General features: G+C 56.9%; 8 protein-coding genes. 3 read left to right on the plus strand and 5 right to left on the minus strand.

Annotated elements, in window-relative coordinates; translation table 11 throughout:
- Position 1 precedes the first annotated feature (1 nt).
- Together tamB and tamA are read right to left on the minus strand one after the other, a co-directional pair.
- Positions 2–3,772 carry an autotransporter assembly complex protein TamB gene (tamB, locus tag AC6I8I_RS17415; RefSeq protein WP_312758700.1) on the minus strand — a complete coding sequence of 1,257 codons (3,771 nt, stop codon included), beginning with the start codon at positions 3,770–3,772 and terminating at the stop codon, positions 2–4.
- Positions 3,769–5,484 (minus strand): autotransporter assembly complex protein TamA, encoded by a 1,716-nt coding sequence (tamA, locus tag AC6I8I_RS17420; RefSeq protein ID WP_312053375.1) that lies wholly within the window; start codon positions 5,482–5,484, stop codon positions 3,769–3,771. Before tamA ends, tamB begins: the two co-directional genes overlap by 4 nt.
- A gap of 520 nt (positions 5,485–6,004) precedes the next feature.
- Here tamA and paeA point away from each other — a divergent pair.
- The gene (gene paeA, locus AC6I8I_RS17425) at positions 6,005–7,327 is read left to right on the plus strand and encodes a polyamine export protein PaeA (protein WP_031376402.1); all 1,323 of its coding nucleotides are present in this window, start codon (positions 6,005–6,007) and stop codon (positions 7,325–7,327) included.
- Between the two features lie 193 nt (positions 7,328–7,520).
- Here the strand turns inward: paeA and AC6I8I_RS17430 are convergent, their stop codons facing one another.
- The gene (locus tag AC6I8I_RS17430; protein WP_003855513.1) at positions 7,521–7,727 is read right to left on the minus strand and encodes a DUF1107 domain-containing protein; all 207 of its coding nucleotides are present in this window, start codon (positions 7,725–7,727) and stop codon (positions 7,521–7,523) included.
- 315 nt (positions 7,728–8,042) lie between these two features.
- Here AC6I8I_RS17430 and AC6I8I_RS17435 point away from each other — a divergent pair, with 315 nt between their 5' ends.
- Positions 8,043–8,600 carry a YtfJ family protein gene (locus tag AC6I8I_RS17435; RefSeq protein WP_312758702.1) on the plus strand — a complete coding sequence of 186 codons (558 nt, stop codon included), beginning with the start codon at positions 8,043–8,045 and terminating at the stop codon, positions 8,598–8,600.
- Between the two features lie 44 nt (positions 8,601–8,644).
- Here AC6I8I_RS17435 and cysQ read toward each other — a convergent pair whose 3' ends face one another.
- Positions 8,645–9,388 carry a 3'(2'),5'-bisphosphate nucleotidase CysQ gene (gene cysQ, locus AC6I8I_RS17440; RefSeq protein WP_312053295.1) on the minus strand — a complete coding sequence of 248 codons (744 nt, stop codon included), beginning with the start codon at positions 9,386–9,388 and terminating at the stop codon, positions 8,645–8,647.
- 293 nt (positions 9,389–9,681) lie between these two features.
- On the opposite strand from cysQ, the gene AC6I8I_RS17445 reads away from it, so the two are divergent.
- Positions 9,682–11,622, plus strand: a complete 1,941-nt coding sequence (locus AC6I8I_RS17445) for a bifunctional 2',3'-cyclic-nucleotide 2'-phosphodiesterase/3'-nucleotidase (RefSeq protein WP_497828148.1) — start codon at positions 9,682–9,684, stop codon at positions 11,620–11,622.
- Between the two features lie 127 nt (positions 11,623–11,749).
- On the opposite strand, the gene bamJ is transcribed toward AC6I8I_RS17445, so the two are convergent.
- A complete protein-coding gene (gene bamJ, locus AC6I8I_RS17450) occupies positions 11,750–12,370 on the minus strand; it encodes a BamJ family beta-barrel-assembly machinery protein (protein ID WP_031376406.1) in 621 nt (206 codons plus the stop codon).
- Positions 12,371–12,530 lie beyond the last annotated feature (160 nt).

Below are 12,530 nucleotides of genomic sequence, written 5' to 3' on the forward strand. Positions count from 1 at the left end.
GCTAAAACTCAAACTGATAGAGCAAATCGAGAGCCTGATCCACACCGGACACGGCTTCCAAATAGAGTTTAGGCATCAGGCGGTAACGCAAGGTTAACGTCGCCAGTGAATCAAAAATGCCGACACCGTATTTTACCTGCAGACCCGGTAGCACATAGCCGCTGACCTGCACCTGCTGGCTGTCGCCAACACCGGCAGTATCAAGGGCCAGATTACTGACACCGAAGGTCTCGCCGATTTTACCCACAACCTGCCCACTTTGTGCAACCCCTAAGCCAACAAGCGCTGAGGTTAGCGCATTACTGTCGCCGTCGCTGCCGAGTCCCTGACCGCGCAGCAGGTAAGAGAGCGCTTCCTGTTGCGACATCGCCGGATCGGAGAAGACTTCAGCTTTTGGCTCATCCGCCAGGCCGGTGACGCGCAGTCCGGCGGTGACATCATCTTCAGTCGCCTCCGGGTTACGGATCGCTTCAAGGTTGATGTAAGGCTGGTCAGGCGGTCCGGCAAACTGCAGTTCGCCCTTACGCACAATCAGATCCTGACCATAGGCGTGGAAGCGGCCGGAAGGAATATTGATCTGGCCGTTGAGGCCGAGACCGGATTTATCCTGCACCAGTTTAAGATCGCCATTGAGCTTCGCTTTCAGCCCGAACGCAGAGAGGCGGACATCGTTACCGACGTGGATCACCAGGTTGCTGTTGATCGGAATGGCGGCGGTTTGCGGCTGAATCGGTTTGAGGTTCTGATCCAGCATCACTTCATCCGAAGAGACCCCGGTGGCGCTTTCCGGCACTTCCTGCACCGTGATGCGCGCCCAGGGAACATCCACCCGGCCCGACAGGTTAAATGCGGCTGGCGTGGCTTCAAACACCAGATCCGGCGAGACATCCATCCGCACCATCGGCGGCACCGTCACCCGCACCCGACTGCCCTGCGCCGCCACGCGTGCACGCCAGTTATCAAGCTGGCTCCAGTCGGCGTTACCGTTGAGGTTAATGTTGCCCTGCGCGGTCTGAATCAGCCCGTTGAGGGTCGAACTCATGCCGTTAAACACCAGATTGAGGTTAGCGGCGGTCAGATCGACCGGCATGAAGCTGCCGTCAACATCGACATCCGACAGGCCGAGCTGACCAAACACCTGCGGCTGCTGCACGCTCCCCCCCAGCCGTAAGCTGCTGTTCAGGTTGCCTTTGATCTTCTCACCCTGCATCAGCGCCGGGTTCAGCATCGCCAGTGACAGATTGCGGATATTGACGTTACCGCCCAGCGTGCGGCGGTTTTCCGGATCGGTGATCTGGACGTTACCATCCAGCTGACCGTTGTTGGCAATGCGGATCAGCCAGTCGAGCTGCGCACGGCCGTCACGCAGTGCCGCATTCAGGTTCAGGGTGTCGAAGGCGACGGGCAACGTATTGCCCTGCACGTCCTGCTGCACTTTGACGCCGTTACCTTTCAGCGCCACCGTACCGGTTGGCAGGCCCTCGCCGGCACGCCAGTTAACCCGCACGTCACCGCTGAACACCCCGCTGAGCTGGGTCGCATCAGGCATAAACGGTTTAACCATCGCCAGATCGAAGCGATTCAGTACCACGTGCGCCTTGCCGCTCGGACCGGCCTCCACCGGTTCCGGTACGCAGAGCTGGGCGTTCGGGTTCTGCCAGCAGTGCGGCCCGATGGTGGCGGTCTGTTTGCTATTGAGGTAGTCGATGGCCATGGCGCGCGTCAGGCGCCATTCCCCTACCGGGGTATCGAAGCGGGTATTGTTCAGTTCGCCTTTCCAGCGCTGCGCCTGGCGATCAAAGCTGCCGTTCAGCGCCAGCTGACCTGACACCGGCTCGCCCTGCACATTGAGCTTCAGCTGATGCTGATGCTCGTTGCCGTCAGCATTCAGGGTCAGCAGGTTAATGCTGAGCGCATCCTGCTTCAGCTGTTCAACGCGCAACTGCAGCTTGCCAGCCACCTGCTCGCCGGAGCGGACATCTCCGTTCAGCGTGACGCGGTTAATCTGCATCTGCTGCCAGCGCAGGCCACGGGCATTAAGATCGGCCAGCAGCTGCGGCGCGCTCAGGGTGCCACGCGCTTTGATTGTGCCGTTGACCACGCCGCCCAGACCGGGCAGCGCATTGTCGAGCTGCGGCGCGTCGATGCGGGCATCAAGATCCAGCTGCTCACCCAAAGCGCCCTTCACGTCCAGATGGTTACGACCCAGCGCCAGTTTAATGCCGGGTATTGTCCACTGGTTGTAGCTGTTGCCGGTGAGCGAGCCATCCGCCGTGACCGCGTTCTGCTTCACGTTCCCTTTCAACTGCAGCTGCGGCACGCTTAACTGCCAGCTGCCACCGTAAAGGCTACCGCGGGTGGTGATTTTGCCGTCCAGGCGGGCGGGCCAGTCGGGATACTGCTGAGCGGTGTTGATGCCGGCCAGCGTCAGTTCGCTGCGCCAGCTGATCGCCTTACTCCAGTCGACCAGCGCGGTCAGATCGATATTGCCCTGCAGTGCCGCGATGCGCAGTTTATCGAGGCTGAACTGCTCGACGTTACCTTTACCGGTCAGTGAAATATTGGCCGGTGGCACTGCATCCCCTTTCACCGCAGTCCGCAGCGACATCACGTAGTCGGTCGCTTTACCTTTGAACTGGTAGTCGAGGTTATCGGCCTGGTACTGCACTGCGCCGGTTAACGGCCAGCGCAGCTGCGGACTGGTGAGCCGCAGCGACAGCGGCAAACCCGCTACCGCCAGCTGGGTGGTGGCATCCAGCTGTGCTTTCACCGGACCGGAAAGGTTGAGCGCCAGCTTCAGCTCATCGCGCATCGCACCGTTAAGCTTCAGCGCGATTTTTTCGCCTTTGATCGGCTCGCTATTCACGTCACCGTTAAGCGAGAAATCGACCGGCCAGTTATCCGCCAGCGTTGCCTGACCGCTGCCGTTCAGCTTGCCGAGGTTCGAGTCCACCTCCAGCGTGCTGAGCTGCATCTGGCGGTCAGCGGTTTTGGCTTTCAGCAGCAGCCGGCTAATCGCAATGTCGGTATCACCGGTGATGCGCAGCTGTTCGCCAAGGATCTGCTGCACATCAATATCCAGCGGCAAGCGGAAATCGGGTAACGCCGGCAGCAACGGCTGCGCGAACATCGCCTGCAGGGTTTCACCCAGCGGCTTTTCCGCCGGTTGCGGCTGCTGCACTTTCGGTTGTACCACCTGCTCATCAGCCACCTGCGCCGCTTTCGGCAGGGCAATCAGCAGGCTTTGAATGTGAGTCGGATTGAGCGTCAGCGCCCGATCCTGCCACTGCAGCCCGGTGGTGAAATCCAGCAGCGAGATGGCGGTATCATCAACTTTCACATTGATATTGTGCAGGCCAAGATGCCGCAGGGTGATCGGATAAGGCGTGCTGAGGTTGGCGTTGCCGCTCTGCTCTTCCGGCGGCGGCTCGCTGGCCGGCGTCATCTTCTTGCTGTCGACCACCACGCTGATATCACTCAGCGAAACATCGTTGACGCAGACCGATGAGTGCAGCAGACAGTTGAGATCGACAGCGAGGTGAATCTTCCCGGCATCGACGCTGACGCCAGGCATTTCATAACGCAGCCCACTCAGGGTCAGATTACGCCAGCCGCCATCGACCTGCTTGATCGATAAACCCGGCACCCAGCGCGAAGCGCCGTTTAGCAGCAGATGTAAACCGGGCGTGGTGCCGACTAAAAACGCCACGCCGCCTAATAGCAGCACCAGAAAAATCAGAATGCCGATCAGGACCTTTTTCCACAGCTTCATAGTTCAGGCCCCAGTCCGATGTAAAATTGCAATCCATGCTCCTCGTCATCCCCAATCGGTCGGGCGATATCCAGCTTGATCGGCCCCACCGGTGAAGACCAGCGTACGCCGAAACCGGCGCCGGTTTTAAGGTTGCTCTGTTTGATATCGTTGACGGCTTCGCCCGAGTCGACAAATACCGCTCCCCACCATTTGCCACTGACGTTGTACTGATATTCCAGCGATCCGGTGGCGAGCTTAGAGGCACCGGTCAGTTTGCCGTCCTCATCGCGTGGTGAAATGTCTTTGTATTTATAACCGCGAATGCTGCGGTCGCCGCCCGCGAAGAAGCGGAGATCCGGCGGCACTTTTTCGAAGTTGTTGGTTTCGATCCAGCCGAGATTGCCGCGCGCGACGAAACGGTGTTTATCGCCGAGCGTGCGGATCCAGACGTTCTGCGCCTGCAGAATCAGGAAGTCGACATCCGAGCCCCAGGTGGTATCGGAGACATCCACCGAGTAGCGCTGTGAGTCGCCCCAGGTCGGCATTAAGCCACCGCGTGAGCGGGTTCGGTTCACGCTGACCCCAGGATAGAGCAGCATGGTGGTGTCGGTGACGCTGCCCTGGGTAAAGTGGTCCAGGCTCCAGCGCAGATTAATCGCTTTCTGCCAGCCGCTGCTGCTGTCCCAGTTGCGCGACATCGCCAGCGTGGTGGTATCGGCTTTGGTATCGTTGAGATCGGTGCGCTTCAGGCCACCTGAGAAGGTGTAATACTGCTCCAGCGGGCTTTTCAGCAGCGGAACTTTATAGCTCAGATCGACCTGCTGCTCCGGCGCTGAAACATAGGCGCTGGCCGCCAGACTGTGGCCGCGATCGTTGATCCACGGTTTTTTCCAGGTGCCTTTCAGTCGCGGTCCGACATCCGTCGAGTAGCCGACCCCGGTTTCAATGGTGTTTTCGGTGCGTGGCGACATCACCGCATTGAGCGGCAGAACTTTGGTTTTGCGCCCCTGTTTAAACTCCGGAGCCACCACCACGGAATTAAACCAGCCGGTGGCGGAGAGGCGGCGGTTCAGCTCGGCTAAATCGCGGGAGGTGTAGTAGTCGCCCTGCTTAAAGGGCACCAGATTTTGCAGATACTCCTCGCGAATTTGCGAGCCTTCAAAGCTGACGTCGCCAAAACGGTAACGCTGACCGCTGTCGTAGTCGATATCCCAGAACGCTTCGCGCCGTTCGACCGATACGCCTAACTGGCTTTTCTTAAAGTTGCCATCGAAGTAACCATTGCGCAGAGCAAGATTAGAAAAACCACTTTTGAATTTGTCATACTGACCGTGATTGAGCTGGGTGCCCACTTTGGGGCGTCCCTGCGCCACCCAGGCTTTATAGTCGGCATCGTTACGCGCATCGCCTTCAATGACGATGCTGCTGCCGCCAATTTTAACCGGTTCGCCGGGCGTGACCCGCGCCACCAGCACCGGACGACCGCCGTTTGCCGGCGCTGGGCGGGATTCGAAGTCAATCACCGGCTCATAATAGCCGAGCGCGCGCAGGCCCTCTTTTATCGCTACCGAGACGCGCGCGCGAAAGCGGCCGTCGTTCGAAACCTCATCGTTGCCAATGGTCGACAGGCGCGCCCTGACGTTTTTTTGCAAATCCCCGGTTAAGCCTTCTACCTGTAATCGTACCGTTGCCGCCTCAAGGGCGGGCGCGGCAAGCAGCAGGCTGGCCATGCAATAGACATAAAATCGTGGCACCTGTACTCCTGTTAAACATGCCGGCCCCTTTTCCGCGGGGCACTTATTAATCATCTTTGCCTGCGCTAGCGCGACGGCAACACCCTCATCATAGCCGCACTTTATGCTAATCGGCGGCGTAAAATCGACTTCTAAGTCAAATGCCCGGGTATTGTCGGTAAATGACGCGGACGATACAACCGCTGTGGTGAGGAATGATTGTCGCCGCTGACTCCACTCAGATTAATCCGAGTGCGGCCAGGCCGGACCGGTCAGCTCTCCGCGCGTCAACAGGGCGTTTGCCCTCTGGCGGCCCGGTGATAGCACCTGCTATAATCTGCCACCACAGGCATTTCGCCTGTTTTCATTTCTGCCCCGACATTGTCTTTTCCTGTCGAACTGGCGCAGACATTTTTGGCACGGATAGCCCTGTTTGACGGGTAAGCAGATCACTTGCGATCTCACCTGTACGCTGCCCAGGCCAAAAATGACAAGTGGATAACCCTTTGGATCTCTTATGTTAGATAGCTTACTTGTCATCCTGTTACTGATCGTAATCAGTGCATTTTTTTCCCTGTCGGAAATCTCGCTGGCAGCCGCCCGCAAGATAAAACTCAAGCTGCTGGCGGATGAGGGCAATATCAATGCGCAACGCGTATTGAAAATGCAGGAAACGCCGGGCATGTTCTTTACCGTGGTGCAAATTGGCCTGAACGCGGTGGCCATCCTCGGCGGTATTGTCGGCGATGCGGCTTTTTCACCGGCGTTCAGCAGCCTGTTTAACCGCTTTGTCGCGCCGGAACTGGCGGAGCAGCTCAGTTTCATCTGCTCGTTCACCATCGTCACCAGCCTGTTTATCCTGTTCGCCGACTTAACGCCAAAACGGGTCGGTATGATCGCCCCGGAAACCATCGCCCTGCGCATCATCAATCCGATGCGTTTCTGCCTGCTGTTAATGCGCCCGCTGGTGTGGCTGTTTAACGGTCTGGCTAACGTCTTCTTCCGCATCTTTAAACTGCCAATGGTGCGTAAAGACGATATCACCTCTGATGATATCTACGCGGTGGTGGAAGCCGGGGCGCTGGCCGGGGTGCTGCGTAAACAGGAACATGAGTTAATCGAGAACGTGTTTGAGCTGGAGTCACGTACCGTTCCGTCGTCGATGACCTCACGCGAAAACATCGTCTGGTTTGATCTGCATGAAGATGAAACCAGCCTTAAAACCAAAATCGCCCAACATCCCCACTCTAAATTCCTGGTCTGCAGCGGCGATATCGATCATATCGTCGGTTACGTTGACTCGAAAGAGCTGCTGCTGCGGGTGCTGGGAAATCAGAGTATGGCGCTGAACAGCGGTTTGCAGATCCGTTCTGCGCTGATTGTGCCGGATACGCTTACGCTGTCTGAGGCGCTGGAGAGTTTCAAAACCGCCGGGGAAGACTTCGCGGTGATCATGAACGAATATGCGCTGGTGGTTGGCATCATCACCCTGAACGACGTGATGACCACGCTGATGGGCGACCTGGTCGGTCAGGGCATGGAAGAGCAGATTGTGGCGCGTGATGAGAATTCATGGCTGGTAGAAGGCGGTACGCCGATTGATGATGTGATGCGGGTGCTGGACATCGATGACTTCCCGCAGTCAGGCAACTACGAAACCATCGGCGGCTTTATGATGTATATGCTGCGTAAAATTCCTAAGCGTACCGACTTCGTGAAGTTTGCCGGTTATAAGTTCGAAGTGGTGGACATCGACAGTTATCGCATCGACCAGCTACTGGTGACCCGCATTGATGAGCGGCCGCCGGTGCTGAATATGACCAAAAGCGAAGAAGAGTAGACTGACTAAGCGCCTGGCCCATCAGGCGTAATTTTTGCAGACAGTCTGGACTCAGACAGCGCGGAACAAGCAGGCTTACAGGTACTAGGTAAGGGTTGGGCGCACTGACCCGGTTAAGACTGGCAACGTTCAGACTGACAAATAACATAGCCTGACTGGATAAACGCTAAGGGCGCCATCGGCGCCCTTGTGATTAGTTGAACTCAAGTTTCAGACGAACGACCTGGCGGTTAATTTCTGACATCACGCTCAGGTGCTGTTTGTCTTTGACGCGCGGGATTAACACTTTCCCTTTATCAAACTCAAACGCGCCGACATCCTTGATATACAACCTTCCTTTGAACAGCGTTTTTACATATTTCGCTATTTGCAGCGGATTATAGCGCTGGAAGATCTTCATACTGATTAACTCCTGTACAATTTTAAGCACGCTTCGCCGTTTCCAAAATAGGTACGAGCCCATGAAGCGCGAATTCGGGGTAAACTATAGAACACTCAGCGCTGCTGGTGTTCCGAAAAATGAATTTTTTTACTGAGTTGACACATCATTACAGAACACTCTGTTATTACGCTCACACAACACAGTATAAACCTTCAGTCGTTAAGGATTTGTGGTGCTGATAACAAACCTGACACCTTTCCAGGACAGCTGCATCATCCCCGCCTACTATTGCAATAAAATGACTAACTGGTCTGATCACTTAAGGAAACAGCGATGCGAATCACTCTGGCAGCGATAGTTTTGTCGTTACTGATACCGGCAAGCGTTATGGCGCATGATTTGAAGCAGGATGCGCGTGTACCGGCCGTCGGCGTGAATGACAAAGGTGAGCTGTTATTGCAGCAGGATAAGTTTAGCTATAAAAACTGGAACAGTGCGCAGCTGAGCGGGAAAGTTCGCGTGATTCAGCATATTGCCGGGCGTTCATCAGCCAAACAAATGAATGCGGCCTTAATTGAAGCGATCAAAGCCGCGAAGCTGCCGCATGAACGTTATCAGACCACCACCATCGTTAATACCGATGACGCGATTCCGGGTACCGGCATGTTTGTGCGCAGCAGCATTGAGAGCAATAAGCAGCAGTACCCATGGTCACAGTTCATCGTCGATGACAAAGGCAATGTGCAGCGCGCCTGGCAGCTGCAACAGGGCGGCTCTGCCATTGTGGTACTCGATAAACGCGGCACGGTGAAATTTGTTAAGGATGGGCCGCTAACGCAGGAAGAAGTACAGCAGGTGGTGACGCTGGTGACCTCCCTGCTGGCGCAGTAGCGGTTGCAGAGTGGCGGGAGGCGAGCGTCCTCCCGCTTAACCGACTAGAACAGAGAGACGCGAAAGCCGGGATTGAGGAAGGATTCGCGTGGCGCGTAATCCAGGGTTTTGCCCTGCCAGTCGTGTACGTGGGCACCCGCCGCCATCGCCACCGCGTGACCTGCGCCGGTATCCCAGATGTTGGTCGGCCCGAAGCGCGGATAGAGCTGGGCTTTGCCTTCCGCCACCAGGCAGAACTTCAGCGATGAACCGGTCGCCACGGTCTGATGTTCACCCAGCTGTTTCAGATACTGTTTCATCTCATCATCGTCGCCGTGTGAGCGGCTCACCACCACCAGCGGCGGCCGGGCGTCACGCGCCTGAATCTGTTCACGGTGGCCGCCCTCTTCTTTCCAGGCTTTGCCTTCTGCGGCAGAGTACATCACCCCCAGCGCGGGCGCATAGACCACGCCCAGCACCGGTTTGCCAGCGTCAATCAGCGCAATATTGACGGTGAATTCGCCGTTACGCTTGATGAACTCTTTGGTGCCATCGAGCGGATCGACCAGCCAGTAGCGCTGCCAGTGCTGACGCACCTCCCAGGCCGGCGGGTCCTCTTCTGACAGGACCGGCAGGTCAGGCGAAAGCTGCGCCAGACCGTTAACGATCACCTGATGCGCGGCGATATCGGCCGCGGTGACCGGCGAGTCATCCGATTTGTGAGAAACGTCAAGCGGCGCGGCGTCGTTGTAAACCTGCATAATCGCGTCGCCCGCTTCGCGTGCCAGTTGGCAAATTTGCTCTAACATTTTTCACCTCGTTGTGTCCATCTGCTGCACGTTCAGTTCAACGCCTGATGGTTACATTTTAGCAGTTCCGCTCCGCCAGCCGATCACGCGACGGCAGTCCGGAGCAATTTATAGATATATCAATATCATAGTTAACTGCTTATCGCCACGCCTGCCGGCCCTGCCACAGTCTGAAAGCTATAAACCGCTGAGCGATGCGCCAAAACGATACATCCATCACGATTTAAACTGACCACTCGTCAGGCTTTTACATTACTTTGAGAGCCTTAACTTATCTGGCAGCAGGAGCAAGCATGTTTAAGCCTGGAATGATGTTACTGGCCCTGAGCGTTTCCGTCGCCGCATCGGCGGCAACGGTCGATTTGCGGATACTCGAAACCACCGATCTGCACAGTAACATGATGGATTTCGACTACTACAAAGATACTCCGACCGAGAAATTTGGCCTGGTCCGGACCGCCACGCTGATTCATGCGGCGCGCCAGCAGGTTAAAAACAGCGTACTGGTCGATAACGGCGACATCATCCAGGGCAGCCCGCTCGGCGATTATATGGCAGCCAAAGGGCTGAACGCGGGCGAGATCCATCCGGTTTACAAAGCGCTTAACACTCTCGACTACAGCGTCGGCAATCTGGGTAATCACGAGTTTAACTATGGCCTGCCTTACCTGAAAAAAGCGCTGGCCGGCGCACGCTTTCCTTATGTCAACGCCAACGTTATTGATCTCAAAAGCGGCAAGCCCCTGTTCACCCCCTACCTGATTAAATCGACCGAGGTGGTAGATCGTGACGGCAACGCGCAGACGGTGAAGATTGGCTACATCGGCTTTGTGCCGCCACAGATTATGGTGTGGGATAAAGCCAATCTGCAGGGCAAAGTGCGGGTGGATGACATCACCGAAACCGCCCGCCGCTACGTTCCTGAAATGCGCGCTCAGGGTGCCGATATTATCGTCGCCATTCCCCATTCCGGCCTGAGCAGCGAGCCGTATCACGCGCTGGCGGAAAACTCGGTTTACTACCTCAGCCAGGTTGAAGGTATCAACGCCATTATGTTTGGCCATGCGCATGCGGTGTTCCCGGGCAGTGACTTCGCCACTATCAAAGGCGCAGATATCGCCCAGGGAACGCTGAACGGCGTTCCGGCCGTGATGCCCGGCATGTGGGGCGATCATCTGGGTGTGGTCGATCTGGTGCTGAATAATGACGGCGGACGCTGGCAGGTCAGCAGCGGCAAAGCCGAGGCGCGGCCGATTTATGACAGCGCAGCGAAAAAGTCGTTAGCGGCGGAAGATCCGGCGCTGGTGCAGGTGCTGGCTGACGATCATCGTGCTACGCGGGCATTTGTCGCTAAGCCGATCGGCAAATCCGCCGATGTGATGTACAGCTATCTGTCACTGGTGCAGGACGATCCGACCGTGCAGATCGTGAATAATGCGCAGCGCGCCTACGTTGAACATTTTATTCAGGGCGATCCGGATCTCGGTCGACTGCCGGTCCTCTCTGCGGCAGCACCGTTTAAAGCGGGTGGCCGCAGGAACGATCCGGCCAGCTATGTTGAAGTAGAGAAAGGACCGCTGACCTTCCGCAATGCCGCCGATCTCTATCTTTATCCGAATACCCTGGTGGTGATGAAAATCAGCGGTGCGCAGGTGAAAGAGTGGCTGGAATGTTCGGCGGGCCAGTTCAATCAGATCGATCCGCACAGCAGCAAAACCCAGTCGCTGATCAACTGGAATTTCCGTACCTACAACTTTGACGTGATTGATGGGGTTAATTATCAGATCGATGTAACCCAGCCAGCGCGTTATGACGCTGAGTGTCAGCTGATCCATCCGCAGGCGTCGCGCATTCGCCAGCTGAGCTGGCAGGGCAAGCCGATCGATCCACAGGCAACCTTCCTGGTGGCGACCAACAACTATCGCGCTTACGGCGGCAAGTTTGCCGGCACCGGCGATAAGTACATTGCCTTTGCTTCACCGGATGAGAACCGTTCCGTGGTGGCCGCCTATATCAGCGCGGAAACCAAAAAACAGGGTGAAGTCAGGCCGCAGGCGGATAATAACTGGCGTCTGGCGCCGATTGCCTCTGCCACGCCGCTGGATATCCGCTTTGAAACCGCGCCTGGCGATAAAGCGACCCACTTTATTCAGCAGCATGCACAGTATCCGCTCCAGCCAACGGGCACGGATGCGATCGGTTTTGCTCTCTGGCAGGTAAATTTACAGCAGTAAGAAGGAAGAGGCAGCGGCGGGCAGAGCCGCCGCTGGCGTTCCCTTTGTCTGGTCATCTGACAGAGGCTCAGGTCAGGCCCGCGAGGGGACGCAACGCTGCCCCCGCCAGGGGAGCAGCGCCGGGGTATTACAGGATTTCCAGCAGCTCTACTTCAAAAATCAGGGTGCTGAATGGCGGGATAGAGGCACCGGCACCACGCTCGCCGTACGCGAGGTTGTGTGGGATCACCAGTTCCCATTTTGAGCCAACCGGCATCAGGGTCAGCGCTTCAATCCAGCCGGCGATCACGCCGCTGACCGGGAATTCTGCTGGCTCACCGCGTGCTACGGAGCTATCGAACACGCTGCCGTCAATCAGTTTGCCGGTGTAGTGCACGCGAACGCGGTCCTGGCGTGAAGGGATAGGACCTTCGCCCTGAGTGATGACGCTGAACTGCAGGCCGGATTCGGTGCTGCTCACGCCTTCACGCTGCGCATGTTCCAGCAGGAATGCCTGACCTTCTGCCGCCATCGCTTCGGTGCGCTCACGGCGCACGCCTTCTGCGCGTTCATGCACTTCACGCAGTGCGCGATGAACCACATCAACCGGTACCGCCGGCGAGTTCCCTTCCAGCGCGTCGCGCAGGCCCGCGAGCAGTGCTTCTGGCTGCAGCCCCTGCAGACCAGATTCCAGCAACTGCTGGCCAACCTGTAAACCAATACCGTAACTTGCTTGTGCTTCGACGCTGTCGAAAGAAGGGGTAGTCATCTTCGTTCCTTTCACTCTCGGATAAATTCGAACCGGCAGCATAGCAGTGCAGGCCGCTGGCGTAAAATGCCCTGCATCGCAGATGACTTTTCGCGGCGAAAGAGAAACAATACCCCGGTCAAATTTATCAATGCTGGCAGGCACTTCGCGCCGGTATTGC

Source organism: Pantoea sp. X-Soil-YNGN-775 (genome assembly GCF_059730575.1).

Excerpts from the sequence above, each read along its gene's own strand:
- tamB (WP_312758700.1), bottom strand. The coding sequence starts at position 3,772 with ATGAAGCTGTGGAAAAAGGTCCTGATCGGCATTCTGATTTTTCTGGTG.
- tamA (WP_312053375.1), bottom strand. The coding sequence starts at position 5,484 with ATGGCCAGCCTGCTGCTTGCCGCGCCCGCCCTTGAGGCGGCAACGGTA.
- paeA (WP_031376402.1), top strand. The coding sequence starts at position 6,005 with ATGTTAGATAGCTTACTTGTCATCCTGTTACTGATCGTAATCAGTGCA.
- AC6I8I_RS17430 (WP_003855513.1), bottom strand. The coding sequence starts at position 7,727 with ATGAAGATCTTCCAGCGCTATAATCCGCTGCAAATAGCGAAATATGTA.
- AC6I8I_RS17435 (WP_312758702.1), top strand. The coding sequence starts at position 8,043 with ATGCGAATCACTCTGGCAGCGATAGTTTTGTCGTTACTGATACCGGCA.
- cysQ (WP_312053295.1), bottom strand. The coding sequence starts at position 9,388 with ATGTTAGAGCAAATTTGCCAACTGGCACGCGAAGCGGGCGACGCGATT.
- AC6I8I_RS17445 (WP_497828148.1), top strand. The coding sequence starts at position 9,682 with ATGTTTAAGCCTGGAATGATGTTACTGGCCCTGAGCGTTTCCGTCGCC.
- bamJ (WP_031376406.1), bottom strand. The coding sequence starts at position 12,370 with ATGACTACCCCTTCTTTCGACAGCGTCGAAGCACAAGCAAGTTACGGT.